At 65.3% G+C, this 25591-nt stretch carries 19 protein-coding genes and 1 riboswitch; of the genes, 6 read left to right on the top strand and 13 right to left on the bottom strand.

Annotation, left to right across the window (positions count from 1 at the left end):
* Positions 1–8 precede the first annotated feature (8 nt).
* A complete protein-coding gene (locus AB4Z16_RS16445; protein WP_441512429.1) occupies positions 9–2378 on the bottom strand; it encodes an Orn/Lys/Arg family decarboxylase in 2370 nt (789 codons plus the stop codon).
* 238 nt (positions 2379–2616) lie between these two features.
* Positions 2617–2816, top strand: a riboswitch (cobalamin riboswitch).
* A 123-nt stretch (positions 2817–2939) separates the two neighbouring features.
* On the opposite strand from AB4Z16_RS16445, the gene AB4Z16_RS16440 reads away from it, so the two are divergent.
* Positions 2940–4880, top strand: coding sequence for a TonB-dependent receptor plug domain-containing protein (locus AB4Z16_RS16440; protein WP_441512428.1), 1941 nt, complete (start codon positions 2940–2942; stop codon positions 4878–4880).
* A gap of 136 nt (positions 4881–5016) precedes the next feature.
* Here AB4Z16_RS16440 and AB4Z16_RS16435 read toward each other — a convergent pair whose 3' ends face one another.
* From AB4Z16_RS16435 to AB4Z16_RS16380, 12 genes are all read right to left on the bottom strand, one after another.
* Positions 5017–5730 carry a cytochrome c3 family protein gene (locus AB4Z16_RS16435; protein WP_441512427.1) on the bottom strand — a complete coding sequence of 238 codons (714 nt, stop codon included), beginning with the start codon at positions 5728–5730 and terminating at the stop codon, positions 5017–5019.
* A 12-nt stretch (positions 5731–5742) separates the two neighbouring features.
* Positions 5743–6246, bottom strand: coding sequence for a nitrate reductase cytochrome c-type subunit (locus AB4Z16_RS16430; RefSeq protein ID WP_441512426.1), 504 nt, complete (start codon positions 6244–6246; stop codon positions 5743–5745).
* Entirely contained in the window at positions 6213–8714 is a 2502-nt protein-coding gene (gene napA, locus AB4Z16_RS16425; protein WP_441512425.1) for a periplasmic nitrate reductase subunit alpha, read from the bottom strand. The genes AB4Z16_RS16430 and napA overlap by 34 nt, the downstream gene beginning before the upstream one ends.
* Positions 8711–8998: a chaperone NapD gene (locus tag AB4Z16_RS16420; RefSeq protein WP_441512424.1), complete on the bottom strand. Its 288-nt coding sequence runs from the start codon at positions 8996–8998 to the stop codon at positions 8711–8713. Before AB4Z16_RS16420 ends, napA begins: the two co-directional genes overlap by 4 nt.
* Complete coding sequence (gene napF, locus AB4Z16_RS16415; protein WP_441512423.1) at positions 8991–9500, bottom strand: ferredoxin-type protein NapF; 510 nt, start codon at positions 9498–9500, stop codon at positions 8991–8993. The genes AB4Z16_RS16420 and napF overlap by 8 nt, the downstream gene beginning before the upstream one ends.
* Positions 9501–9509: 9 nt before the next feature.
* On the bottom strand, positions 9510–9698 hold the full coding sequence (gene napE, locus AB4Z16_RS16410; RefSeq protein WP_441512562.1) for a periplasmic nitrate reductase, NapE protein: 189 nt from the start codon (positions 9696–9698) through the stop codon (positions 9510–9512).
* A 355-nt stretch (positions 9699–10053) separates the two neighbouring features.
* Positions 10054–11085 carry an alcohol dehydrogenase AdhP gene (gene adhP, locus AB4Z16_RS16405; RefSeq protein ID WP_441512422.1) on the bottom strand — a complete coding sequence of 344 codons (1032 nt, stop codon included), beginning with the start codon at positions 11083–11085 and terminating at the stop codon, positions 10054–10056.
* A 433-nt stretch (positions 11086–11518) separates the two neighbouring features.
* Complete coding sequence (locus tag AB4Z16_RS16400; protein WP_441512421.1) at positions 11519–13807, bottom strand: glycoside hydrolase family 31 protein; 2289 nt, start codon at positions 13805–13807, stop codon at positions 11519–11521.
* Positions 13808–13826: 19 nt separating this feature from the next.
* Entirely contained in the window at positions 13827–14894 is a 1068-nt protein-coding gene (locus AB4Z16_RS16395) for an ABC transporter ATP-binding protein (RefSeq protein ID WP_441512420.1), read from the bottom strand.
* A gap of 16 nt (positions 14895–14910) precedes the next feature.
* Complete coding sequence (locus AB4Z16_RS16390) at positions 14911–15981, bottom strand: carbohydrate ABC transporter permease (protein WP_441512419.1); 1071 nt, start codon at positions 15979–15981, stop codon at positions 14911–14913.
* A complete protein-coding gene (locus AB4Z16_RS16385; RefSeq protein ID WP_441512418.1) occupies positions 15978–17000 on the bottom strand; it encodes a carbohydrate ABC transporter permease in 1023 nt (340 codons plus the stop codon). The genes AB4Z16_RS16390 and AB4Z16_RS16385 overlap by 4 nt, the downstream gene beginning before the upstream one ends.
* A 5-nt stretch (positions 17001–17005) precedes the next feature.
* Positions 17006–18283, bottom strand: coding sequence for an ABC transporter substrate-binding protein (locus AB4Z16_RS16380; RefSeq protein ID WP_441512417.1), 1278 nt, complete (start codon positions 18281–18283; stop codon positions 17006–17008).
* A gap of 165 nt (positions 18284–18448) precedes the next feature.
* Here AB4Z16_RS16380 and AB4Z16_RS16375 point away from each other — a divergent pair, with 165 nt between their 5' ends.
* The 5 genes from AB4Z16_RS16375 to fdhE all read left to right on the top strand — a co-directional run bounded on the left by AB4Z16_RS16375 (position 18449) and on the right by fdhE (position 25586).
* A complete protein-coding gene (locus AB4Z16_RS16375; protein WP_441512416.1) occupies positions 18449–19480 on the top strand; it encodes a LacI family DNA-binding transcriptional regulator in 1032 nt (343 codons plus the stop codon).
* A gap of 425 nt (positions 19481–19905) precedes the next feature.
* Entirely contained in the window at positions 19906–22989 is a 3084-nt protein-coding gene (gene fdnG, locus AB4Z16_RS16370; protein ID WP_441512415.1) for a formate dehydrogenase-N subunit alpha, read from the top strand.
* Positions 22990–22999: 10 nt separating this feature from the next.
* Complete coding sequence (gene fdxH, locus AB4Z16_RS16365) at positions 23000–23920, top strand: formate dehydrogenase subunit beta (RefSeq protein WP_441512414.1); 921 nt, start codon at positions 23000–23002, stop codon at positions 23918–23920.
* Positions 23904–24599 carry a formate dehydrogenase subunit gamma gene (locus AB4Z16_RS16360; RefSeq protein WP_441512413.1) on the top strand — a complete coding sequence of 232 codons (696 nt, stop codon included), beginning with the start codon at positions 23904–23906 and terminating at the stop codon, positions 24597–24599. Before fdxH ends, AB4Z16_RS16360 begins: the two co-directional genes overlap by 17 nt.
* A 66-nt stretch (positions 24600–24665) precedes the next feature.
* Positions 24666–25586 (top strand): formate dehydrogenase accessory protein FdhE, encoded by a 921-nt coding sequence (gene fdhE, locus AB4Z16_RS16355; protein ID WP_441512412.1) that lies wholly within the window; start codon positions 24666–24668, stop codon positions 25584–25586.
* Positions 25587–25591: the final 5 nt, after the last annotated feature.

Raw genomic sequence — 25591 nt, 5'->3', positions numbered from 1 at the left:
TCGCGACCTCAGCCCTGGGCCTGCTCGCTGACGACATAGGTGTGGAGGCGCACCTGGCCGGCGGCATCGACCTCGCGATAGATGCCCTGAATCTCGACATCGAAGCCGGGAAAGGCGTTGAAGCTCGCCTCGAACATCTTGAGGTAGTCGATCATCGGCTTGGCCCGCGCGCAAAGCCTTTCGCCCGGGACGATGGTGGCGATGCCCGGCGGATAGACGACGAAAGGCGTCACCGCGATGCGGTTTTCGATGGCCCCGATCGGCAGGTAGTCGACATCGTTGCGCACAAGGCAGCGCGCCGCGTCATGCGGCGACATCGCCATCTCCGGCAGATGCTCGGGCGAGAACTGCCGGTTCTGCAGCCCGCTGACGTCATGGTCGCGGAAGAAGCGGTGCATCTCGCCGCAGAGATCGCGCAGCCGCACGCCGGCATAGCGGCCCGGCCGGCGGCGGGAGAACTCGGGGATGGCCTCCTCGAGCAGCGCGTTGTCGTCATGCAGCTTCTTGAAGGCGACGAGACCGCTGATCAGCGTGCCGGCCTTGCTCGCCTCGACGCCCGGCGTCAGCAGAAAGAGGAGCGAATTCAGGTCGTTCTTCTCGGCGACGATCCGGTTCTCGCGCAGGAACTGCGCGACGACCGGTGCGGGAATGCCGTGCTCGGCATAGGTCCCGCTCTCGCGGTCGAAGCCAGGCGTCAACAGGGTCAGCTTGTTGGGGTCGGTCATGGCGAAGCCCGACTCCATCCGCGTGAAGCCGTGCCAACTCGCATGGGGCGCGAGCTGCCAATAGGCCGGATTGCTTGCGAGCTGGTCGGTCGCGACCATTTCCCAGGCGACATCATGGACGGCGCCCTCGCGCGAGGCGTCGGCGATGCTGACCCGATCCGGCACGAAGGGCTCGAAGAACCAGCGCCGCTCGGGCCTCGTCTCCTTCTCCTCGAATTCGCGCCTGACCGCCCGGATCTTCTTGCGGAGCTCGATGCCGAGCCGGATCGTGTCGTCCCAGAGCACCTCTCCGGAACGGCCCTTCATCATCTGCGCGCCGACGTCGAGCGAGGCGAACAGCGGATAGAACGGCGAGGTCGAGGCATATTGCATGAAGCTCTCGTTGAAGCGCCGGTGCTCGACGCGCCGCTTCTGGCCCCTGATATGCCGATCCTTCATGTGGATCTGGGACGCCTGGCTGAAGCTCGCGAGCTGCTTGTGCGTCGACTGGGTCGCGATGATGCCGGGGGACTCCGGGCCGAGGCCGGAGAGGCCCATGGCGAAGCGGCCCGCATAGAGCGGATGGAACTTCATGAAGCCGGCCCAGGCTTCGTCGAAGAGGATGTAGTCGCAGAGGTGGCCGATCCGGTCGAGGATCATCTGCGCGCTGTGGATCGTGCCGTCATAGGTGCACTGTTCCACCACTGCGACCCGGAACGGGCGCGGCTTCCTCCAGGCGTCCGGGTCCTTGATAAGCGGATTGGTGCGGATGCGCTCGCGCAGCGCCTCCTCGTCGAAGCTCTCCCAGAGCATCGGGCCGATCAGCCCCCAGGCGTTGCGCGCGGTCGGGATATAGACCGGAATGCCCCCGGCGATCAGCAGCGCGCCGTGATGAGCCGCCTTGTGGTTGTTCCGGTCGAACAGCACGAGGTCGCCGTCCGAAACCAGCGCGGCGAGCGCGACCTTGTTGGAGGTCGAGGTGCCGTTCAGGACGAAATAGGTCTTCTCCGCCCCGAAAATTTGCGCCGCTTCCTTCTGCGCCTTCAGGGCCGGCCCCTCATGGGTCAGCAGGTCGCCGAGATCGAGCACGGAATTGTCGAGGTCGTCGCGGAACACAGCCTCGCCGAGATGCTCCATGAAGACGCGTCCGATCGGGCTACGGCTGTAGAAGACGCCGCCATTGTGTCCCGGGCAGGTCCAGAGATGGTTGCCTTCCTCGGCATAATCGACGAGCGCGCCGAAGAACGGCGTCTTCAGCGTCTCGGCATATTGCTTGAGACGGCTGATCAGGCTCTTGGCGATGAAGGGCGGGGTCTCCTCCGAGAGGAAGATATAGCCGTCGATGAAATCGAGCACCTCGACCGGTACGTCCTCGAAGCGCTTGCGGCGGATGAGCAGGATGATCGGAAAATCGAGGCCGCGCCGGCGCATCAGATTGATCAGCGCGGCAGTCTTGCCCTCAAGACCCTTCTTGCCCCAGTCGACCACCATGCAGCCGATGGCGGCATCGGTCTGGACCGCGATCTCGGCATCTTCGAGCTTGCGCGCCTTGACGACCTCGAAGCCCGAGCGCTCGATCTCCTCGATGATTTGGTTGAAGCGGATCCCTTCGAGATCCTCGGCATCGAAATTCGGCGTCGCGAACAGAAAGGTGAAGCGCCTGAAATAATCCATGCCGTCTCCGCTGGCGTGAACTTACGACACTGAGTGAGTCTTGCGACAATCCGGCGACCAACGATGCAACTGCATCAGCGAGGTCCCGGTGCCCCATCTTTCCCCGGAATTCAGGCCAAAGATGCGCAGCCCCGGCCGGAACGTCGGCTGGCCCGATCCCGTCTCGCCGGGGACTGTAGCAGATGGTGGTCTGCTGTCGCTGCAGCGCCAAGCCGGTTTGACGCGGCCGCATTTCCGCCCTAATCGTCGCCGCGACGGTTCCTTCACGGGATCAAAAGGGAACGCGGTGCGGGCGAATTTCTGCCCCATGCCGCGGCTGCCCCCGCAACTGTAAGCGGCGAGCCTTTCGCCAGACGCCACTGGGACCTCGGACCTGGGAAGGCGGCGTGAAGGCACCGACCCGCGAGCCAGGAGACCTGCCGTCAACCGTGGTCACACGCGAACACGTTCGGACGGGGTGCGCCGATCGCTGATTAGACTGTTTGCCGCCTCCCGCGCGGCCGATGGGAGATCGCGTTCGCGGTGACGTGCCACTGACGTCAACCGCCCGAGGTCTCCATCGTGAACGTCTTCTCTCCAGCCGCAGGACGCGGCCGCCTGCTGCTTTCCGCCTCCCTTCTCGCCCTCGCCTGCTCTGCCCCTGCCCTGGCGCAAAGCGACGCCGGCCCGGTCGCGCTCGACGAGATCGTGGTCAGCGCCACGGGGACGCCGACCCCGGCGCGCGAGATCGCGAGCTCCGTCACCGTCATCACTGCGAAGGAGATCGAGCAGCAGCAGCGCCGCACCCTGCCGCAGGCGCTCGCGACGGTGCCCGGCATGAACATCGTGCAGACCGGCGGGCCGGGCGGGCAGACCTCGGTCTTCATGCGCGGCACCAACTCGAACCACGTCAAGGTGCTCATCGACGGAATCGAGGCCAACGACCCCGCGACTCCCAATCGCTCCTTCGATTTCGGCTCGATGCTGACGGACGATATCGAGCGCATCGAGGTGCTGCGCGGCCCGCAGAGCGGCCTCTATGGGGCCAACGCGCTCGGCGGCGTGATCTCGATCACGACGAAGCGCGGCGAGGGTCCACCAAAGGCAACGGCACGCGTCGAGGCCGGCTCTCACGGCACATTCAACCAGTCTGCGGGCTTCAGCGGCGGCGACGACCGCTTCAACTACGCCTTCAACGCCGCCCACTTCCGCTCGGACGCGACCGATGTGACGCCACCGAACCTTGTCCCGCCGGGCCGGCGCATCAACCCCAATGCCTTCGACAATTACAACTATTCAGGCCGCGTCGGCGTTGCGCTCAGCGACACGCTGACACTCAACTGGATCGGCCGCTATCAAGACGGGCAGCTGCGTTTCACCAGCGACACCGGCTTCCCGAGCCGGCCTGCGCCCTATCGCTCGCTGCAGAACTACGCCCAGGCCTTCACCCGCGGCGAGGTCGTCTGGGACCCGTTCGGCGGGCGCTTCGTCAACACCTTCGGCGTCTCCTACACCAACCAGGACCGGGCAACGCGGACGGCGAACGGAACGACCGGCATCCTCGGCCTGCCCAACGAGAATCTGGGCGAGCGCACCAAGCTCGACTGGCGCGGCAATTTCGAGATCGCCAAGGGCCACAACCTGCTCATGGGCCTGCAATACGAGCGCGAGCGCCTGGATACGGGCCTCGTCGCCTCCAACGGCAACAAGGCTGGCTTCCTCGAATATCAGGGCAATATCCAGGACCGCTTCTTTCTGGTGGCCAATATCCGACGCGACGACGACGACAGCTATGGCGGCCACACCACCTACCGCATCGCCCCGGCGCTGATCATCCCCGGCACCGAGACCAAGCTGAAGGCGAGCTACGGCACCGGTTTCAAGGCGCCGACGCTCAACGAGCTCTTCGTCGACTATCGCCCCGGGTTCAATTTCCATGGCAATCCGAACCTGAATCCGGAAGAAAGCCGCGGCTGGGATGCCGGCTTCGAGCAGCCGCTTTTCGACCGGAAGCTGCAGTTCGGTGCGACGTGGTTCCAGAACGACATCGACAACCTGATCGTCACCAACGCCACCTTCGATTCCTATGCGAATGTCGGAAAGGCCAGAACCAAGGGCGTCGAGGCCTTCGCCGCGCTGGAGATTTCGCCGCAATTCCGCATCCGCGCCGACTACACCTTCACCCTCGCCAAGGACGAGATCGCGCGACAGGAGCTGCTGCGCCGGCCGCGACACAAGGCGAGCGCAACCGCGACATGGACGCCGACCGACAAGCTCACGCTCTCGGCGACGCTGCTCTACGTCGGCTCCTGGGTGGACGGCAATCGCGACTTCTCGGTCGCCCGAATGAACGCGAAGGGCGCGACGCTGGTCAATCTCGCGGCCGAATACAAGGCGACCGACAAGGTCACCGTGTTCGGCCGCATCGACAATCTCTTCGATAAGCGCTGGGAGAACCCCGTCGGCTTCCTGGTTCCGGGCCTCGGTGCCTTCGGCGGCATCAAGGTGGCCATCGGCGGCTGAGCGCGCCCCGCGCCCCGCGCGATTTTCGTGGCGTTGCCATGACGGCCTCCGCCGCCATGGCAATCGGCGTTGCGCCGGACGATGACACGCGCGACCGCCACGCCCGGCGCGGGCTGCCGCGAATGCGCCGGTCGATTCAGCGCTTCTCCATCTCCGCCAGATAGGTCCGCACGGCCCATTCAGGCCCGTGCCAGGAGGCGCTGCCCTTGCCCTGCAGCTCGGGCGCGTCCTTCCAGCCCGGCTCGATGCCGGTCATGTCCGGCAGCAGATGGGCGATGCCCTTGTGGCAGTCGATGCAGGTCTTCTCGCCGGTCACCAGGAAGCGGCTGTGGATCTCGGCCGCACGGCGCGTCTGTTTGGTGAAGTCCATCGCGACCGAGGAATGGCAGTTGCGGCATTCGAGCGAGTCGTTCGCCTTGAGCCGCGCCCATTCGTGCTTGGCGAGCTCGAGCCGGTGATTGAGGAACTTCTCGCGCGTCGAGATCGTGCCGAAGATCTTGCCCCAGACCTCCTTGGAGGCCTGCATCTTGCGGGCGATCTTGTCCGTCCAGTTATGCGGCACATGGCAGTCCGGGCAGGTCGCGCGCACGCCCGAGCGGTTCGAGAAATGCACCGTCGATTGCAGCTCCTGATAGACGTTGTCGCGCATCTCGTGGCAGGAGGTGCAGAACTTCTCGGTGTTGGTGATCTCCAGCGCGGTGTTGAAGCCACCCCAGAAGAGCACGCCCCCGACAAAGCCGCCGAGGGTCAGGAAGCCGAGCGGCAGATAGGCGCTCGGCCGGCTGATGATGCGCCAGAAGCGCACGACGACGCTCCAGCACCAGAGACAGAAGGATTTGAGTCTGGCCATGATCCGTCCCGCCTAAGGCTTCCGGCCGACGTCTTTGGCGTCCTGGAACCGGTTCTGGACGAGCGGCGCGACATCGGTCTGCTGGACATGGCAAGCGGTGCAGAAATAGCGCCGCGGCGTCACGTCGGAGAGCACCTGCCCGTCGCGATCCTGGAAATGGGTGATGCTGATCATCGGCGCGCCCGAGCCCTCGGTGAACTCACGCTTGTGGCAGTCCATGCAGCGGTTGGTGTTGAGAGTAAGCTGGTAGCCGTCGATCGAATGCGGGATCACCGGCGGCTGCTCCGGATAGTTCCGCATGCGCCTGACGTCGTCGACGATCGGCCGGCCCAGCGCCGGCACCCGTTCGAGCGCCATCGGGTCGGCCGTTCCAGTCAGCCGCGGCACGATCTTCACCGGCGCCCCCTCCTGCGAGAAGGCGGCGCCGAAGGCGAGGACGAGGCCCGCCGCCATGGCGGCCCCGAGGAAGGTCCGCGAGCGCATCAGCCCGAGACCGGTACGATCTTGACCGCGCATTTCTTGAAATCCGTCTGCTTGGAGATGGGATCGGTGGCGTCGAGCGTCGTCTTGTTGATGAGCTGGCTGGCGTCGAACCAGGGCACGAAGACCACGCCGGGCGGCATACGGTTACGCCCGCGCGTCTCGACACGGGTGCGCATCTCGCCGCGGCGCGAGATCACCGTGATCTCGGCGCCCTGGTTGAGTCCGCGCTTGCGGGCATCCTCCGGGTGCATGAAGCAGCGCGCGCCGGGGAAGGCCTTGTAGAGCTCCGGCACGCGCATGGTCATCGAGCCGGAATGCCAGTGCTCCAGCACGCGGCCGGTGACCAGCCAGAGATCGTACTCGGCATCGGGCGACTCGGCCGGCGGCTCGTAGGGCACCGCGATGATGCGGGCCTTGCCGTCCTTGTTGCCGTAGAAGTCGATGCCCTTGCCGGGCTTCACATAGGGGTCGAGGCCCTCGCGGTAGCGCCAGAGCGTCTCCTTGCCGTCGACCACCGGCCAGCGCAGGCCGCGGACCTCGTGATAGAGCTCATAGGGGCCGAGATCATGGCCGTGGCCCCGGCCGAAGGTAGCGTATTCCTCGAACAGACCCTTGTGGACGTAGAAGCCGAAATCCTTCGACTCCTGATTGTCGTAATCCGGGCTGATCTCGGAGAGCGCGAACTTGTCGACATTGCCGTTGCGATAGAGCACGTCGAACAGCGTCTTGCCGCGATAGTTCGGGTTGGCGTCGAGGATCTCCGCCGGCCAGACCTCCTCGGTGGTGAAGCGCTTGGAGAACTCCATGAGCTGCCAGAGGTCCGAACGCGCCTCGCCCGGCGCCTGCACGAGCTGGTGCCAGACATGGGTGCGCCGCTCGGCATTGCCGTAGGCGCCCTCCTTCTCGACCCACATCGCCGCCGGCAGGATCAGGTCGGCGGCCAGCGCCGTCACCGTCGGATAGGCGTCGGAGACGACGATGAAGTTCTCGGGGTTGCGGTAGCCCGGATAGGTTTCGTTGCTGCTGTTCGGCGCGGCCTGCAGGTTGTTGTTGACCTGGATCCAGTAGAAATTCAGCTTGCCGTCCTTGAGCATCCGGTCCTGCTCGACGGCGTGATAGCCGGGCTTCTCGGGGATGATCCCGTTCGGGACGCGCCAGATTTCCTCGGCATGTTTGCGATGCTCGGGATTGACCACGGTCATGTCGGCCGGCAGGCGATGGGCGAAGGTGCCGACCTCGCGCGCCGTGCCGCAGGCCGAGGGCTGGCCGGTGAGCGAGAACGGGCTGTTGCCGGGCTCGGAGATCTTCCCCGTCAGCAGATGCAGGTTGTAGACGAGCTGGTTGGCCCAGACGCCGCGCACATGCTGGTTGAAGCCCATGGTCCAGAGCGAGACGACCTTGCGCTTGGGATCGGCGTAGAGCTCGGCGAGCTGCTCCAGGAAGCCGGGCTCGACCCCGGTGAGGGCTGAGACCTTCTCCAGCGTGTAGTCCTTGACGAAGGCGGCATAGGCCTCGAAATCGATCGGCGTCGTCGCGGTGGGATCCGCAGCCTTCTTCGCCTTGACCTCGCGCGGGTCGTCGGGCCGCAGGCCATAGCCGATGTCGGTCGCACCCTTCACGAAGGTGGTGTGCTTGCCGACGAAGTCCTTGTTCACCCGGCCCGTCGAGATGATGTGGTTGGCGATGTAGTTCAGGATCGCCAGATCGGTGCCCGGCTTGAACACGATCGGAATGTCGGCGAGGTCCGAGCTGCGGTGGGTGTAGGTCGAGAGCACCGCGACTTTCACATGCGGCTGGCCGAGCCGGCGGTCCGTCACCCGCGTCCACAGGATCGGGTGCATCTCCGCCATGTTCGAGCCCCAGAGCACGAAGGCGTCGGCATGCTCGAAATCGTCGTAGCAGCCCATCGGCTCGTCCATGCCGAAGGTGCGCATGAAGGCGTAGGCGGCCGAGGCCATGCAGTGGCGGGCGTTCGGGTCGAGATTGTTGGAGCGGAAGCCGGCCCGCATCAGCTTGGTCGCGGCATAGCCCTCGAAGATCGTCCACTGCCCGGAGCCGAACATGCCGAGCGCGGTCGGCCCCTTGGCCTTAAGCGTCGCCTTGGCCTTGGCGGCCATGGTGTCGAAGGCCTCCTCCCAGGAGACCGGCGTGAACTCGCCGTCCTTGGCGTAGGCGCCGTTCCTCTTGCGCAGCAGCGGCTGGGTCAGCCGGTCGCTGCCGTACATGATCTTGGAAAGGAAATAGCCCTTGATGCAGTTGAGGCCACGATTGACGTCGGCCTTCATGTCGCCGTGCGTGGCGATGACGCGGCCTTCCTTGACGCCGACCATCACACCGCAGCCGGTGCCACAGAAGCGGCACGGCGCCTTCGACCATTTGATCTGCAAGGTGTCGACGCCGCCGCTGACCGGCTGGGCATCAGCCGGAACGCTCATATTGGCGGCAAGCGCGGCGACGCCAGCCGCCTGCGCCTTCAGCATCTCGCGACGGGACAGGGTCATGGGGTTACTCCGGGGTCGTCGAGGGTTTCGAGGTCTTCGATCTGTTCGAACACCATGTTGGCCGAGAGCACGCCGTCGATCAGGCTGATCGCGGCCAGCCGGTCGCCGATCACGCCGGTGCTCGATCCCTCCAGCACGATCACGATCTTGCCGTTCTCGACGCGATGGACCTCGGTCTCCGGCAACTCGCGGATGCGGGCGAGCACCGCATCGACACGCGCCGGCAGGGCCGAGACGACGGCGCTCGAAATGTGATGGAAGCGCGGGCGCGATGGCTCAGCCATGGGGTGTCTCCGACGGGCGCGCTCCGGCGCTGATGGCCCCGGCCGGGCAGCCCGCGATGCAGGCGCCACAGCCGCTGCAGAGATCGGCAGCCAGCTCCGGCACGGCCGGCCCGCCGAGCCGCGGACGAAAGCGGATCGCGCTCTCCGGACAGGCATCGCCGCAGCTCTGGCAGACGATGCCGCGGCTGGCGAAGCATTCCGCCCCGATCACGGCGACATGCTCAAAGGCGGACATGGCGCGATCGAAGACCGGCTCGGGGCAGGCATCGGAGCAGGCGCCGCAGAAGCTGCATTCGCCTCCCGTGAAATCGAGGGCGGCCCGGCCGGACTCGTCGAGCGCGATGATGTGCTGCGGGCAGGCGGGCAGGCAGGCGCCGCAACCGGTACAGGCCGCAGCGATCGACGCGGCGCGGGACCAGGGTGGGCGAACCCTGTCGGGCAATGAGAGGCGCCGGCCGGTCAGGAAGTTGCGGCGCCCGCGATCAATGGCGGTGCGTTCCATGGCCCGGCCTCAATGCGGAGGTCCGGGCGGACCGACAATCAGCTGGAACATCCAGACCAGGAAGCCGTAACCGCCGACGACACCGATCGCCACAATCGGCCAAATGAGCACCGCCAGCGTGAGGAAAGCCAGAAGTTCGGCTCGCCTTGTCGGCCTTTCCGAAGCGGTTTCCGGGCCACTCGCCCCCGCGGTCTCCATCGTCATCTCTCGTCCTTTCGCGTGCGGGGCGTTCACAAACCGCGCCGTCACCAGATTTGAGATCGAAGAAATAGAAACTGAAATACTGTTCCTTGTCTACTGTCGTCGTCGCCCGAAAACGCGCCCGCCTCAGGACCTTGATCTAGCGCAACACGTCTTCGCAACGGTCGCGGCCGCAATTGCTTGGCGCTGTTCTTGCTAAGCGGGCAACATATATCCCTCCGCCGACAAGACATTTCGTCTTTTCGGCGGCGGGACTGCGCTCAAACGGCACCTCCAGGATCGCGCTGCGCCGTTCGATCGATAACGTCAGGCCGGGCGTTCACCCCTGGCCTGAGATTGGGCCGCCCGGTGATCAGTTCGTCATGTCGAGCACGATGCGCCCTTCGATCTGGCCCTTGTGCATCCGATCGAAGATGTCGTTGATTTCCTCGAGCCTTGCCGTGGTGATCGTGGCCTTCACCTTGCCCTCGGCGGCGAAGTCGAGCGATTCCTGCAGATCGAGCCGCGTGCCGACGATCGAGCCGCGCACGGTGATGCCGTTCAGCACCATTCCGAAAATGTCGAGCGGGAAGCCGCCGGGCGGCAAGCCGTTGAGCGAGACAGTGCCGCCACGCGCCACCGCTCCGATCGCCTGCTCGAAGGCCTTGGGGCTGACGGCCGTCACCAGCACCCCTTGGGCGCCGCCGCCGGTCTCGCGGCGGATTACGGTGCCGGGATCCTCATTGCGCGCATTGACGGTGACGGTAGCGCCGAGGCGCCGCGCGAGATCGAGCTTGGCATCGTCGACGTCGATCGCGGCGACGTTGAGCCCCATCGCCTTAGCGTATTGGACCGCCATATGGCCGAGCCCTCCGATGCCGGAAATCGCGACCCAGTCACCGGGCTTGGTGTCGGTGACCTTGAGCCCCTTATAGACCGTGACGCCCGCGCAGAGCACCGGCGCGATCTCGTTGAAGGAGATGTTGTCCGGCAGATGGCCGACATAGTTGGGATCGGCGATGACATAGTCCGCGAAGCCGCCATTGACCGAGTAGCCGGTGTTCTGCTGGCTTTCGCAGAGCGTCTCCCAGCCGCCCAGGCAGTGCCGGCAATGGCCGCAGGCGGTGTAGAGCCAGGGCACGCCGACGCGATCGCCCTCCTTCACATGCTTCACGCCTGCACCGACGGCCGAGACATAGCCGACGCCTTCATGGCCGGGAATGAATGGCGGGTTCGGCTTGACCGGCCAGTCGCCTTCGGCGGCATGGAGATCGGTGTGGCAGACGCCCGATGCCTGGATCGCAACCTGGATGGCGCCGGGGCCGGGCTCAGGAACGGGCACCTCCTCGATCGTCAGCGGCTTGCCGAACATCCGCACCACGGCGGCCTTCATCGTCTTTGCCATGACCAGTCGTCTCCTTCGATGCAACACCCCTGAAGCAGGAACGGCCTGCTTGCGAGCGAATGGCTTGTTCGGTGCCGGCACAGTGCGGATGCGGTGTCTTCAGCGCGGCTTCGGCCCAATCGATCGAGAAATCATCAAATACTTGTCAGAAATAAGCGCCGACAATCGCGTTGTCCGCATGGATATCAGCAAGTATCAGCGCCGCCATTGACCGATATCAAACGAGATTTATCTCAGCCTCGTGACATCGTTTTCCGGCGTGCGCTTGCGGCGTGACGCAGGCAAGCTCTCTCGACGGGCAGGCTAGCTGAAACCGACGAGGCGTCAAACTCTGTCGTCCCGCCCGATTTTGCGGGCGGGTCAGAAAAAGAGAGCCCTCCAACCCGACATGAATCGGGCTGGAAGGCTCGGCATTTCCGCGGCGTCAGGCGCCTTAAACGGCGCCGTTCGCGCCGATGTGCCGGATCGCGATCCGATCGAACCGGGGCTCGGTCTCGCCCTCCTGATGGATTTCGATCTCGCCCCCCCGGACGCAGAAGCGGATGATTGTCCCGCCGGCGCCGCGCCAGTCGCTGGTCTCGCCATCGTCCTCGTAGAGTTCGCCGGAAGCGCCCTCGACGACCCCGCAGACGAGGAGCTCGCGCTGGTCGTCGATGCCTTCGGCGTTGCCGAGCGGGATCAGCGCGCCGGCGCGGACGAAGACCGGGAGGCGCCCGAGCGGCGCGGCGACCGTTGCAATCGCGCCACCGGCGAAATGCTTGCCTTCGTGCCAGTCATACCAGCCACCCTCGTGCTCCGGCAGGTAGACGCTGCGCTCACGGGCACCCTCCTCCAGCACGGGCGCGACCAGCACATCCGGCCCGAGCATGAACGCGTCGTCGGTCTTCACCGCTTGCTGGTCTTTCGGGAAATCCCAGAGCAGCGGGCGGATCGCCGGGGTGCCGTCGCGGCTGGCGCGCCACATCAGCGTGTAGAGATAGGGCATCAGCCGGTAGCGCAGCGAGATCGCCTCGCGCACCTGCGGCACCATCTCCGGGTACATCCAGGGCAGGTTGACGACGCCGTCGTCGTTCCAAGAGTTCATCACCATGCGCGGCCACAGGGCGCAGAATTCGTTGAAGCGTACGAAAAGCTCGGGGCCAGGCGTCGGGCCATGGAAGCCGCCGACATCGTGGCCGATGCTGAACATGCCCGACAGGCTCATATTGAGGCCTTGCGTCAGGTTGTAGCGCAGCGTCTTCCAGGCGGTCTCGTTGTCGCCCGACCAGGTCTGCGCATAGCGCGAGATGCCGGCGCAGCCGCCGCGGGTGATCGCATATTGCCGCTTGCCGGGCTGGCGATCGGCCTGCGCCTCATAAGAGAGCTTGGTCATCAGCAAAGGCTGGGCGGGCCGCGCCAGCGCCTGCCGGAAGGGGCGGCCGTCGCCATCGCAGACGGCATCCTCGTCCCAGATCTCGTATTCGTTGTTGTCGTTCCAGACCGTGGTGAAACCGTAATCGAGCAGCGCTGTCTCGATGCCGCCCCGCCACCAGGCACGGCCCTTCGGGTTGGTGTAGTCGAGATGGAAGCCGAGCCCATCCCAGAATTGGGCAACGGCCGGCGCGCCGGTCTTGCCGTCCTTGACCAGGAAGCCGTCGTCGAGCGCTTCCTGCAGGCGCGGATGGTCGTCCAGCAGGCAGGGCTTGAGATTGGCGACCGTGAAGATGCCGGCATCGTTCAGCCGCTGCATCGTCGCCTTCGGGTCGGGGAACTTGTCGCGGTTCCAGTTGAAGGCGTAGCGGCGATGGCCGATCTGGGTGTAGCCCGAGCCGAAATGGAAGCTGTCGCAAGGGATGCGATGCGTCTCGAGCTTGCCGATGAAATCGCTGATGCGGGCATCGGCATCCGGCGCATCCGCGATCGCCATCGAGGTGACGCCGAAGCCGAAGGACCAGAGCGGTGCAAAAGCCTGTCCGCCGGTGAGCCAGGAGAAGCGCCTGACGACATCCGGCACGGCCGGGCCGGCGATGACGTAGTAGTCGAGATCACCGTCGTCGCCTTTCCAGGAGCGGAACAGGCCGTGGTAATTGTCGAGCGTGCAGCCGAAATCGACGCTGCCGGTCGAGAGGTTGTCGTAGTAGAGACCATGCGCGCCCGTCGGCCCATCGACGATGAAGAACGGCAGCATCTTGTAAAGCGGGTCGGAGAGTTCGGCGTCGAAGCCGCAGGGGTCGACAGCGTCGATGGCGAAGCGGCGGCCGGTTCGGTCGAGCGGGCCGGCCTTGTCGCCGAGGCCGTAATGCCGCTCAGTGTAGTCGCGCGCCATGAAATGCGCGAGCGCGCCGGTGCGCGGCGAAACCAGATAGGCCTGGGTCGTGCGGTCCTGGAGGAAGGGCTTGTCCTCGCCGTCGCGGCGCCAGGCGATGCTGAACGGCTCAAGTGCGATCTCGGCCGTGAGGCCGCCGGCGGACAATGTGACCTTGCCGCTCCCCTCGCTGACGCTCGCCTTCGGGCAGGCGAAGCCGGCGAGGCTGTCGCGCGGACGGCCCTCATAGGGCGGCTCCAGCCCACCGGGCGCGATCGACCAGCCGCGATCGAGCCGGTAGCCGTCCTGCGGCTTCAGCGTCACCCGGCCGATATCTCCTTCGAGGATACGCACGGCGAGCGTATGGCCGAGCCCGACATCGAACAGGGCGGCTTCGCCATCGCGGCCGAGATAGCGGCCTTGCGTGAGGGCTTTCATAGGGATCTCTCTCGGAGTCTCAGGGTCGGACCGCGTGGCCGGCTTCGTCGAACAAGTGCAGGCTCTGTTGCGGGAAGGCGAGTGGAACCACGTGGCCGCGCTCATGCTCGCTCTGGCCGTCGAGCCGGAGTGTGATCTGCGGCAGGCCGGCGCTAGCCCCGTAGAGGTAGCTCTCGCCGCCAAGGCGCTCGACCAGATCGACGGCAAGCGGCAGCCCCTGCCCTTCCGGCGCCAGCGCCAGATGCTCCGGCCGGATGCCGAGCGTGATCTTGGCTCCAGCGGCAAGGCTGCCGGTGGCGCAGGCGACCTCATGGCCTCCCTCGCCCAGCGCGACCTTACCCGCTGCGGTCACGCGGCCGGGCAGGAGGTTCATGCGCGGCGAACCGATGAAGCCGGCGACGAAGAGGTTGTCGGGGCGGTTGTAGAGTTCGAGTGGCGTGCCGATTTGCTCGATCCGCCCGCCCTGCAGCACGACGATACGGTCGGCCAGCGTCATCGCCTCGACCTGATCGTGGGTGACGTAGATCATCGTGCCGCCGAGTTCGGCATGGAGCGCGGCGAGCTCCTTGCGGGTGGCGACGCGCAGCTCCGCGTCGAGGTTGGAGAGGGGCTCGTCGAAGAGGAAGATCTTGGGGTCGCGCACGATGGCGCGGCCGATGGCGACGCGCTGGCGCTGGCCGCCGGAGAGCGCCTTGGGCTTGCGCTCGAGATAATCGGTCAGCCGCAGCATCTCAGCCGCGCGCTTCACGCGCTTGTCGATCTCGTCGCGCTTGAAGCCCATGTTCTCCAGCGCGAAGGCCATGTTCGCGTAGACGCTCATATGCGGATAGAGCGCATAGGACTGGAACACCATGGCGAGTCCGCGCTCGGAGGCGGGCAGACCGGTGACATCAGCGCCATCGATCGCGATCGTGCCGCCGGTGATCTCCTCCAGCCCCGCAATCGAGCGCAGCAGGGTCGACTTGCCGCAACCGGAGGGGCCGACGAACACGACGAACTCGCCGTCGGCGACAGCGAGGTCGATGCCGTGGAGCACCGTCGTCGCGCCATAGGCCTTGCGGACGGCGGAGAGCTTCAGTTCGGCCATGCGGAACTCACTTCCCTCATTTCATGCCGGTGTTGGCAATGCCGGTGGTGATGAAGCGCTGCAGGAAGACGAAGACGAGCGCGACCGGCAGCAGCGTCACCACGGTCATCGCGAGCAGGTAGTGCCACTGCGTCTGCAACTCGCCCTGGAAGGCGTTGAGGCCGATCTGCAGCGTGTAGGCCTCGGTCTTGGTCAGCACGGCGAGCGGCCAGAGGAACTCGTTCCAGCGCCACATGATCGAGAAGATCGCGAGCACGGCCAGCGCCGGCATGGCGAGCGGCATGACGATGCGCCAGTAGATCTGCCACTCCGAGGCCTTGTCCATGCGCGCTGCCTCGATCAGATCGCGCGGCAGAGTCAGCATGTACTGGCGCAGCAGGAAGACGCCGGTCGGTGTCGCGGCTCCCGGCAGGATCACCGCCCAGAGCGAATTGACGAGACCAAGCTTGGTGATGACCAGATAGACCGGCACGAGGATGATGGTGATCGGAATCATCAGCGTGCCGACAACCATCAGCATTACCGCCGTCTTGCCTTTGAATTCGTAGATCGACAGGGCATAGGCGGCCATCGAGTTGATGATCAGCGTGATGATCGTCGCGACCAACGTGACGAAGACCGAGTTCCAGAGGAAGCGGGTGAAGGCGAAGCGCTCCAGCGGCTCGGTGTAATTCTCCGTGGCGAGCTTGAACTCGCGCACGGGCGTGCGCTTGTCGATGGGGACGCGGATCGTCTCGCCCGGATTGGCCGGATCGACCATCTGTGCCTGGATGCCGATGCGGCGCACCTGTGCGAGCACGCGCTTGCTGCCATCGGGCATCTCGACCTCGAAGAGCGGCAGCTTCTGGGACTGGCCGGGAACGACCACTTCCTTCTGCGACATCGGCAGCAGCGAAGGCGGGAATTCGAGCAGGCCGGCCTGGGTCTTGAACGAGGACATTCCGAGCCAGAGCACCGGCCCGAACATCAGCACGACGCCGACGAGGAGATAGGCGTAAGCCGCGATGTCGGTCCAATGCCAGCGGCCGGGTTTGCGGCGCGCGGTCATCATGGCGACGGCCTTGTTGGCGTGAACAGCCTGGCTCATGCGGCCCCCTTGCGGCGACTCGCCGCGAGCTGGGCCAGCGTCAGCGCGAAGAGCACGACGCCGAGCACCACGGAGGCCGCCGCCGCCAGACCGAAATTCTGGACCTGATTGGCGAAGGCGGTCTCGTAGATGTAATGCACCACCAGCAGCGTCGCGGTGCCCGGCCCGCCGCCGGTGAGCACGAAGACCTCGTCGAAGGTCTGCACGCCCTTGATCAGCGCCAGCACGATCACGACGATCATGTTCGGCCAGAGCAGCGGCAGAGTGATGCGCCAGAACATGCGCCAGCGCGGCGTCGCGTCCATCTCGGCGGCTTCATAGAGATCGGCCGGGATCGCCTGCAAGCCGGCGAGCAGGATCAGCGTGTAGAAGCCCATATGGGCCCAGACCGAGACGAAGACGATCCAGAACATCGCCCAGCTCGGATCGACCAGGAAGAGGATGCGCTCGCCGCCGAGCGAGGTGATGGCGGCGTTGAGCAGGCCGTCGCGCTGGAGAATCCATTTCCAGGTCAGCGCCACCACCACCGGCGAGAGCAGCACCGGGAAGAAGTAGACGGCGCGGAAGAAGCCGCGCGCCCGGATCTTCATGTTCAGAACGACGGCGGTCAGGAGCGAGAACAGCACCATCGCCGTGACCTGAAAGGCGGTGAAGCGGGCGGTGTTGTAGACGCCGCGCCAGAAATGATCCTCGCGGCAGGACGATGGGTCGAGGAAGGAGCCGCAGTCGAAAAGATAGGCGTATTGCTGCGCCCCGACATAGGGCCGCTCGGTCGGGAAGAGCCCTGCCCCGCCCGTCACCGAGAAGATGAAATTGATGACGAGCGGCAGGAAGACGAAGAGCGAGAAGAAGGCGAGGTTGGGCAGAATGAAGACATAGGCCATCCGCCGCTCGCCGATCAGGCGCTGGAGCGCCCGCATCGGCCAGTCGACGAGACGCATGAGCAGCGCGAGCGGCGCGGCGAGAGTGCCAGCGGCGCCCGCCCCCTCGCGGCGCGGGTTCATGTCGGCGGAGGCCATCCGTCTTACTTCTTACGCTCGGCGATCTGCTGGGCGATGTCGGATTCGATCCGCTTGAAGGCCTCGTCGAGCGTGCCTTCACCCGAGATCGCCTGGCCGAGACGGCTGATCGTCGCGTTGAAGATGACGCGGTTGTTGACGTAGCCCTGCAGCTTGTAGGCGACCGGCGAGAGCTGCGCGACCTGATCCGAGAAGACCTTGAGCGCGGCCTTGGCCTGCGGCTTGGCATCCTTGTAATCGAGGCCCTTGGCGGCGATGCCGAGATGGCCGGGAACGAAGAGCGAGCGGGCATAGAACTCGCTCAGCACCGACTCGCTCGCCAGATAATCCATCACCTTGGCGACGGCTTCCGGGCTCTTGGTCGTCTTGATCGCGACGAGGCCGGCGCCACCCGGCATGCCCGAGCAATTGCCCGCGCCGCAAGGCGAGGGAACCGCGACCCAGTCGAAGGCATCGCCGACCGTCTTGTCGAACTGGGCGATCTGCCAGGAGCCGGAGTGGTACATCACCACCTGGGCGTTCTTGAACTCGTCATTGGCGCCGCGATAGGCGGTGCCGGAGACCGAGCCCCAGAGCTCCTTCTTCATCACGCCGTCATTGTGCCAGTCATAGACCCGCTTGGCGGCGCGCTTGAAACCCTCGTCGACCACCGCGGGCTCGCCCTTGTCGTCGAAGACCTTGGCGCCCTCGGAGACAGCGACCGAGAAGAAGCGGTGGCCGGAACGGTCCATCGCCAGCGGGAACGGCGCCTGGACCTTGTCGGCCACGGCCTTGGCCGCCTTACCCCAATCCTCCCAGGTCGCCTTCGCACCGGGCATGGCGATACCGGCCTGCTCGAACAGCGTCTTGTTGACGAAGGGGCCGGTGACGGTGAGCTGCGTCATGAAGCCGGTGATCGCGCTGGAATCACCCTCAGGGCGCATCCAGGGCAGGAACGGGCCGAAATTCTTCTCCCAGTAGGAGGCGTCCTTCAGATAGGGGCGCATGTCGAGCGCATAGCGGGCGATGCCCCCGAGATCGACGACGCGGGCGATGTCCGGGCCCTGCCCCGAGGCGAGCTGGACCGGCAGATTTTCGGTGATCGCCTTATAAGGCACCTGATCGAGGACGACCTTGATGTCCTTGTTCTGAGCCTCGAAGCGCTTCAGCAGATCGGAAACGACCTCGCCCTCATTGCCGTCGGAGTACCAGGCGATACGCACCGTGGTCTGGGCGAAGGCCCCGCTACCGGCGACGAGGCCAACCGTCAGCGCGAGCGCGGAAATCCACTGCTTCCTCTGCATCTGCGTTCCATCCCTGAATGACGACGCCTCAACGAGCGTCTTGACAACTACTAAGGCAAACGTTTGCCTTGCTTGTCAACGGGCGACGCGCACGCCATTGCTGCGTGCGGCCGGCTTATGCCCACCCACCGGCGTCAATGCCGTGCGAAGGGATCGGGGAGGATCATGACGGCGAAGGCCGCAAGACCGCAGCAGAGCCTGGCGTCGCTGGCGACCGTCGCGCACGACACCGGCGTTTCGGTCGCGACCGTTTCCCGGATCGTCAACGGCAAGGCCGGCCGGGCTTCCGCCGATACGATCGCCCGGGTCGAGGAAGCCATCCTCCGGCTGGGCTACCGTCCGAACCCGGTCGGGCGGGCACTCAAGCGCCGGGCCAGCCGCGTCGTGGCGATGCTGGCGCCCAATCTCGACAATCCCGCCATGGCCGCGATCGCAGTCTCGACCGAAGCCGCGCTGCGCGGCGCCGGCTTCGTGATGATCCTCTGCGACACGCATGACCGGGCCGATCTGCAGGACGACTATCTGCGCGCGATGCGTGATCAGTTCGTCGCCGGCTATGTCATGGTTAGCGCAGTAAGCAGCCCCGGCCTTGCCGACGCATCGAAGCGCGGCGATCCGATGGTCTTCGTGGCGCGGCGCAACCCGCTGGGCGGTGGGGCGTATGTCGGCATCGACAACCGCGCCGCCGGAGCGGACGCAGCCGATTACCTGCTCGCGCGGGGCATCGACAGCACGGCCGTGCTGATGGCGGCCGAGAACGCCTCCAGCACAGCCGAGCGTGCCGACGGCTTCGTCGACAGACTGATCGCGCGCGGGTTTGGGGTCGATCGTATCCGCCGTGCGAGCGCGCCCGGCCTGTCGCATATCGAGATCGGCTATGCCGCCGCGCGGAATATGGTCGCGGCCGGCGGCTGGCCGGACAGCGCCCTCTGCGTCAGCGACATGATCGCCTACGGCGCCTATCGCCTGGCGGCCGAAAGCGCCGTCGCCATTCCCGAGCGCTGCGCGCTGATCGGCATCGACGGCAATGCGATCAATCGCTGGATCGCGCCCTGGCTGACCTCGATCCGCATCCCCTACGAGCATTTCGGCCAGTACGTCGTCGCGCAGCTCAGATCATTGTGGAGCGGCGCAGCGACGCAGGAAGTCAATGTGCCTCATGACCCGCCACCGATGATCGAACGGCTCAGCGCCTGATTCCGTCCACGGAACAGCCTCGCATGGTGCGGGGCCGCAACGGCCCGCCGCCCCGCAAGTCACGATCGCGTCATGTGGCGTACCGCGCGCGCTCCGGCCGGCGCGCCCTATCGATCTCTTCAGCCTCGGATCATCACGCAACGCTCGCCGCTTCGGAGCCGCAGGGGCGCTCACAAGAGCTGCTAAACACCTGTATAACTTCGATATAGCGGATCACGCTCCAATCTTGCGAAGCGACACCCGCGAGCCCCTGGAGCCACGACGGCGCGCAGCGTTCCACCTCGCGCTCTCCCGCAACCGAGGCGTACGCCTAAAGTCTAGCATCGCGTGCCATTGCCCAGCGGATGGGCAGCTTGACGCCCTCAGGGCAGAGTTTCACTATTCCAAAGAGGAACAAGACGCTCTTGTTCGCCTGGGAGGTTGAGATGCTGCATGAGCTCTCGCGTCGCCAGTTCCTGAAAGCCGCAGGCGCGGGTCTGGGCGGTTCTGCCGTCGCCGCGCTGGGGTTCGGGGGTGCCGAAGAGGCGCTTGCCCAGGCCGTGCGGCCCTTCAAGCTGGCGCGCACCACGGAAACGCGAAATACCTGTCCGTACTGTTCCGTCGCCTGCGGCGTGATCATGTACAGCCTGGGTGACAACTCCAAGAACGCTCACCCGGCCATCATCCATATCGAGGGCGACCCGGACCACCCGACCAATCGCGGCACGCTATGCCCGAAGGGGTCCGCCCTCCTCGACTTCGTCCATTCCGAGACGCGCACCAAATTCCCGCAATATCGCGGGCCCGGCCAGCGCGAGTTCAAGCAGATCAGCTGGGGCGAGGCGCTCGACCGCATCGCGCGGCTGATGAAGGATGACCGCGACAAGAACTTCGTCGCCACCAACCAGGACGGCGCGACGGTCAACCGCTGGCTGACCACCGGTTTCCTGGCCGCTTCGGCGACCACCAACGAAACGGCCTTCCTGACCTACAAGGTCGTGCGAAGCCTCGGAGTCTTGGCGTTCGACAACCAGGCGCGTGTTTGACACGGACCGACGGTGGCCAGTCTGGCCCCAACATTCGGTCGCGGTGCGATGACCAACTCCTGGACGGACATCAAGAACACCGACCTCATCATCGTCATGGGCGGCAACGCCGCCGAGGCGCACCCTTGCGGCTTCAAATGGGTCACTGAGGCCAAGGCTCAGCGTGGCGCCAAGCTGATCGTCGTCGATCCGCGCTTCACGCGCACGGCCTCGGTCGCCGATTTCTATGCGCCGATCCGGCAAGGCACTGACATCGCCTTCCTGCTCGGGGTGATGAAGTACCTGATCGACAACGACAAGATCCAGCACGACTACGTGCGCATGTTCACCAATGCGCCCTATATCGTGAAGGAGGGCTTCAGCTATCAGGACGGCCTCTTCACCGGCTATGACGAGGCCAAGCGCGACTATGACCGCTCGACCTGGGAGTATGAGCTCGGTGCGGACGGCTATGTGCAGGTCGATGAGACGCTGCAACATCCGCGCTGCGTTTACCAGCTCCTGAAGAAGCATACCGCCGTCTATACGCCGGAGATGGTCGAGCGCATTTGCGGCACGCCTAGGGACAAATACCTGGCAATCTGCAAGATGATCTCGGAGTGCTCGGCGCGCGACAAGACGATGACGTCGATGTATGCGCTCGGCTGGACGCAACACTCGAAGGGCTCGCAGAACATCCGCTCGATGGCGATGGTGCAGCTGCTGCTCGGCAATATCGGCGTGCGCGGCGGCGGCATGAATGCGCTGCGCGGCCACTCCAACATCCAGGGTCTGACCGATATCGGCCTGATGTCGGACCTGATCCCGGGTTATCTGGCGATACCGAAGGACAGGGAGGTCGATTTCGCGACCTATATGTCGACGCGCGGCTTCAAGCCGTTGCGCCCCAACCAGATGAGCTACTGGCAGAACTACAGGAAGTTCATGGTGAGCTTCCTGAAGTCGATGTGGGGCCCGGCCGCGACGGCGGAGAACGATTTCTCCTATCAGTGGCTGCCTAAGCTCGACGTGCCCGGCTACGACATGCTGCGCACCTTCGACCTGATGTATCAGGGCAAGGTCAACGGCTATTTCTGCCAGGGCTTCAATCCGCTCTTGTCCGCGCCCAACCGGGGCAAGATCACGGCGTCGCTGTCGAAGCTGAAATTCCTCGTGGTGATGGATCCGCTGCAGACGGAGACAGCGCGCTTCTGGAAAGACGAAGGCGTCCATAACGACGTCAAGCCGGAGTCGATCCAGACCGAGGTCTTCGAACTGCCGACGAGCTGCTTCGCCGAGGACGAGGGCTCGCTGGTCAATTCCGGCCGCTGGCTGCAATGGCACTGGCCGGGTCAGGAACCTCCGGGCGAGGCCAAGGCCGACACCTGGATCATGGCGCAGCTCCACATGCGCCTGCGGGCGCTCTACCAGAAGGAGGGCGGGGCCTTCCCCGACCCGATCGTCAATCTGCACTGGCCCTATCGCGATCCGCAGGACCCGCAGCCCGACGAAATGGCCAAGGAGCTGAACGGCTACGTCGTCTCCACCGTCGCGGACCCGGCCGATCCGAACAAGGTGCTGCTGGAGAAGGGCAAGCAGGTCGATACCTTCGGCCAGTTGCGCGATGACGGCTCGACCGCCTGCGGCTGCTGGATCTATTCGGGCAGTTGGACCGAGCGGGGCAATATGATGGCCCGGCGCGACACCAACGATCCCGGCAATACCGGCGCCTATTCGAACTGGGCCTTCTCCTGGCCGGCCAACCGGCGCATCCTTTACAATCGCGCCTCGGCCGATATCGACGGCAAGCCCTGGGATCCCAAGCGCAAGCTGATCGAATGGAACGGCACGGCCTGGACCGGCTACGACGTGCCGGACATCGCGCCGACGGCCAAGCCGCAGGATGTGGGCCCGTTCATCATGAACCCCGAGGGATCGGCCCGCCTCTTCGTTCGCGGCATGATGCGGGACGGCCCCTTCCCGGCGCATTACGAGCCCTTCGAAAGCCCCGTCGTCAACGTGACGGCGCCGAAGATCCGCGGCAACCCGGTCGCCCGCATCTTCAAGGAAGACCTCGCCGCGCTCGGAACCTCGGACAAGTTCCCGTATGCGGCGACGTCCTACCGCCTGACCGAGCACTTCCACTTCTGGACCAAGCATGTCTGGGTCAATGCGGTGCTGCAGCCGGAGTTCTTCGTCGAAATCAGCGAACAGCTGGCGGCGGAAAAGAACATCCAGAAGGGCGGGTGGGTGAAGGTTTCCTCCAACCGCGGCTCGGTCTATGCCAAAGCCGTGGTGACCAAGCGCATCAAACCGCTGATCTGCGATGGCAAGACCATCCATGTGGTCGGCATCCCGCTCCACTGGGGCTTTACCGGTGCGGCCAGGAAGGGCTTCGGCCCTAACAGCCTCACCCCGTTCGTCGGCGACGCCAACACCGATACGCCCGAGTTCAAGGCGTTCCTGGTGAATGTCGAGCCGTCCAACGGGCCAGCGGTCAGCTAGGGAGGGTCCGATGGCAGGATTGCAGAGTCAGGACTTCGCCCGCATCTCGGCGACCACTTTCAGGCCGCCGGACGTCCGCCATGATTTCGAGGTGGCGAAGCTCATCGACGTCTCCAAATGCATCGGCTGCAAGGCGTGCCAGGCGGCCTGCCTCGAGTGGAACAATCTGCGCGAGGAGATCGGCATCAACCGGGGCGTCTACGACAACCCGCATGATCTGACGCCGAACACCTGGACGCTGATGCGGTTCACCGAGTGGGAGAACCCCGAGAGCGGCAATCTCGAATGGCTGATCCGCAAGGATGGCTGCATGCATTGCGCCGATCCGGGCTGCCTCAAGGCCTGCCCGGCCCCTGGCGCGATCGTGCAGTACAACAACGGCATCGTCGACTTCGTCTCGGAGAACTGCATCGGCTGCGGCTATTGCGTGAAGGGCTGCCCCTTCAACATCCCGCGCATCAGCCAGTCCGACCACAAGGCCTATAAATGCACGCTCTGCTCAGACCGGGTCTCGGTCGGCCAGGCCCCGGCCTGCGCCAAGGCCTGCCCCACCGGCGCGATCGTGTTCGGCACCAAGCAGGCGATGCTCGACCATGCGCAGACGCGGCTGACGGATCTCAAGTCCCGCGGCTTCAGGAACGCCGGCATCTACGATCCGCCGGGCGTCGGCGGCACCCATGTGATGTATGTGCTGCATCATGCCGACCAGCCGCAGCTCTACGCCAACCTGCCGGCGAACCCGCGGATCAGCCAGGTGGTCGAGCTCTGGAAGGGGCTGACCAAATATGCCGGCATGGCAGCGGTGGGCTTCGCCGCCGCCTTCGCCTTCGTCCATGCGACGGTGGCGCGACGCAACGATGTCAGCCGCGCTGAGGATCGCGAGGCCGAGCATCTGATCGACGAGGAGGCTGCCCGTGGCCGTGAGGCGTGAAGAGGAGCGCACGACCGTCGACCGCTATCCCGGCCGCGTGCGCGTCAATCACTGGATCACCGCGATCTCGCTCATCCTGCTCGCGTTCAGCGGTGCCGCGCTGTTCCACCCCACGCTGTTCTTCCTGTCGAGCCTGTTCGGCGGTGGTTCCAACACGCGGGCCCTGCATCCCTGGATCGGCGTCGTGCTGCTGGCGAGCTTCGCCATCCTGTTCATCCAGATGGTCCGCTACAATTTCTGGACGAAGGCCGATACCCGATGGATGGGCCATATCGGCGAGGTGATGTCGGGCCGGGAGGAAAGCGCCCCGGAAGTCGGCAGGTACAATGGCGCCCAGAAGATCGTCTTCTGGCTGATGACGCTCCTGATCCTCGTTCTGTTCGGGACGGGCCTGATGATCTGGTACGAGTATTTCGGAGCCAGCTTCACCATCGAGCAGCAGCGCTTCGGCCATATCATCCATGCGCTCGCAGCCATCGCGATGCTGCTCGTCGTCATCGTCCATATCTATGCCGGCTTCTATGTGCGCGGTACGATCAACGCGATGACCGAGGGCAAGGTGACGGGCGGCTGGGCCTTCCGGCACCATCGACTCTGGCTGCGGCACGAGGCGCGGGAGGGCGTGATCGACGAACGTCAACTACCGCCGCGCGGCCACAGCGCCGGCCCGGCCGAATAGATCCGATTGCGGGACGGCTCCGGCCGCTCCGCCTCCCGTGACCGGTGCGGTTCGAGAGGACAGTGAATGAGTGACGATCCGGGCTTCGCCGCCTTCGAAGATGTCGGTATCGCCGAACGCGACAAGCCGCCTTTCGTCAGATTGCCGAAGCCGGAAAGCCTGTTCGGCCTGCGCGCGATGCGCTTCGCGGCGCTCGCTCCGGGCCATCAGCTCGAAGCCTATCTCCTCTTCCTCTCCGAGCTTTCGAAGGTGCAGGACAAGCTGGCGCGCGAGCTGCCGCCCCCTGCCCTGCCATCACTGGCGCAGATGCGCCAACGCGCCGGCCACGCGATGCCGATCCTGCCGCGTGAGGAGTTGGCCGACGATCCCACCACTTCGGAAGCCTTTGCGCGGCTCGTGACGCTGCTCGCCGATGTCGCGATGCCCGATCTCGCCCGCGCCGCGCTCGATCGTGCCGGCAAAGCCGACGACGAAGGTCGGCGGGCGATGTTCGCTGCGGTTCTGGCGGATGCCGTCCCGGTCGAGGCCTTCGCCGAGCACATCTTCGCCGCGGCGGCCGTGCAGATCGTCGCGGCGCAACGCGCGGCGCAGCTCGACCCTGTCCTGCCGCAACCTGTCGCCGACGGCGTCTGCCCCTGCTGCGGTGGACCGCCCGTCAGCAGCACGGTGGTCGGCGACGCCAATATCGAGGGCGTGCGCTATGTCCAGTGCTCGCTCTGCGCGACGCAATGGAACCATGTCCGGGTCAAGTGCGTCTCGTGTGGGTCGACCAAAGGCATCGCCTATCAGGCGATCGAAGGCATCGCCGATACGATCAAGGCCGAGATCTGCGACGAGTGCCGGACCTATGTGAAGATCCTGAACCAGCGCAAGGACATGGAGTTGGAACCCGTAGCGGACGATGTCGCAAGCCTCGGCCTCGACCTGCTGGTGAAAGAGGCCGGCTGGCGGCGCGCGGGAGTGAACCCATTCCTGCTCGGCTACTGATCAAG

Origin of the sequence: Allobosea sp. TAF32 (assembly GCF_052113585.1) — a bacterium.
In the GTDB taxonomy this organism is placed as follows: domain Bacteria; phylum Pseudomonadota; class Alphaproteobacteria; order Rhizobiales; family Beijerinckiaceae; genus Allobosea.
This window is presented reverse-complemented; position numbering and strand designations above follow the sequence as displayed.